Origin of the sequence: Paraburkholderia sediminicola (assembly GCF_046027355.1) — a bacterium.
Classification (GTDB): domain Bacteria; phylum Pseudomonadota; class Gammaproteobacteria; order Burkholderiales; family Burkholderiaceae; genus Paraburkholderia; species Paraburkholderia sediminicola_B.
Map to the genome: position 1 here is coordinate 1 of NZ_JAQQEK010000167.1, position 263 is coordinate 263.

Consider the following 263-nt stretch of genomic DNA (forward strand, 5'->3'; position numbering starts at 1 on the left):
ATGCCCCCTTTGTTGACAGTCTTGGCTCCGACGTTCTTCGCGCGCCCCTTGCCACCAGCATGCCCCTCAATATCCATTGCCGTCAGGCCGTGTTCCGCCATCAGCTTGCGAATTTTCTCGATGACGCCTGATGACTGTTTCGCAATCAGAGCCTCGGCTTGCTGCTCAAGCTTTTTAATTTTTGCCTGCATAGATTCCAAAGTTGTCATTCTTTCTCTCCCTTTGAGATGTCCGCACTATGCCATGCGTCTCGACCGTCCGCC

The 263-nt window shown here is 53.2% G+C and carries 1 protein-coding gene; it reads right to left on the reverse strand.

Annotation, left to right across the window (positions count from 1 at the left end):
• A partial coding sequence (locus PQR42_RS45745) for an H-NS histone family protein (protein WP_408496142.1) occupies nucleotides 1–209 on the reverse strand: 209 nt, incomplete at its 3' end.
• Between the last annotated feature and the right edge of the window lie 54 nt (nucleotides 210–263).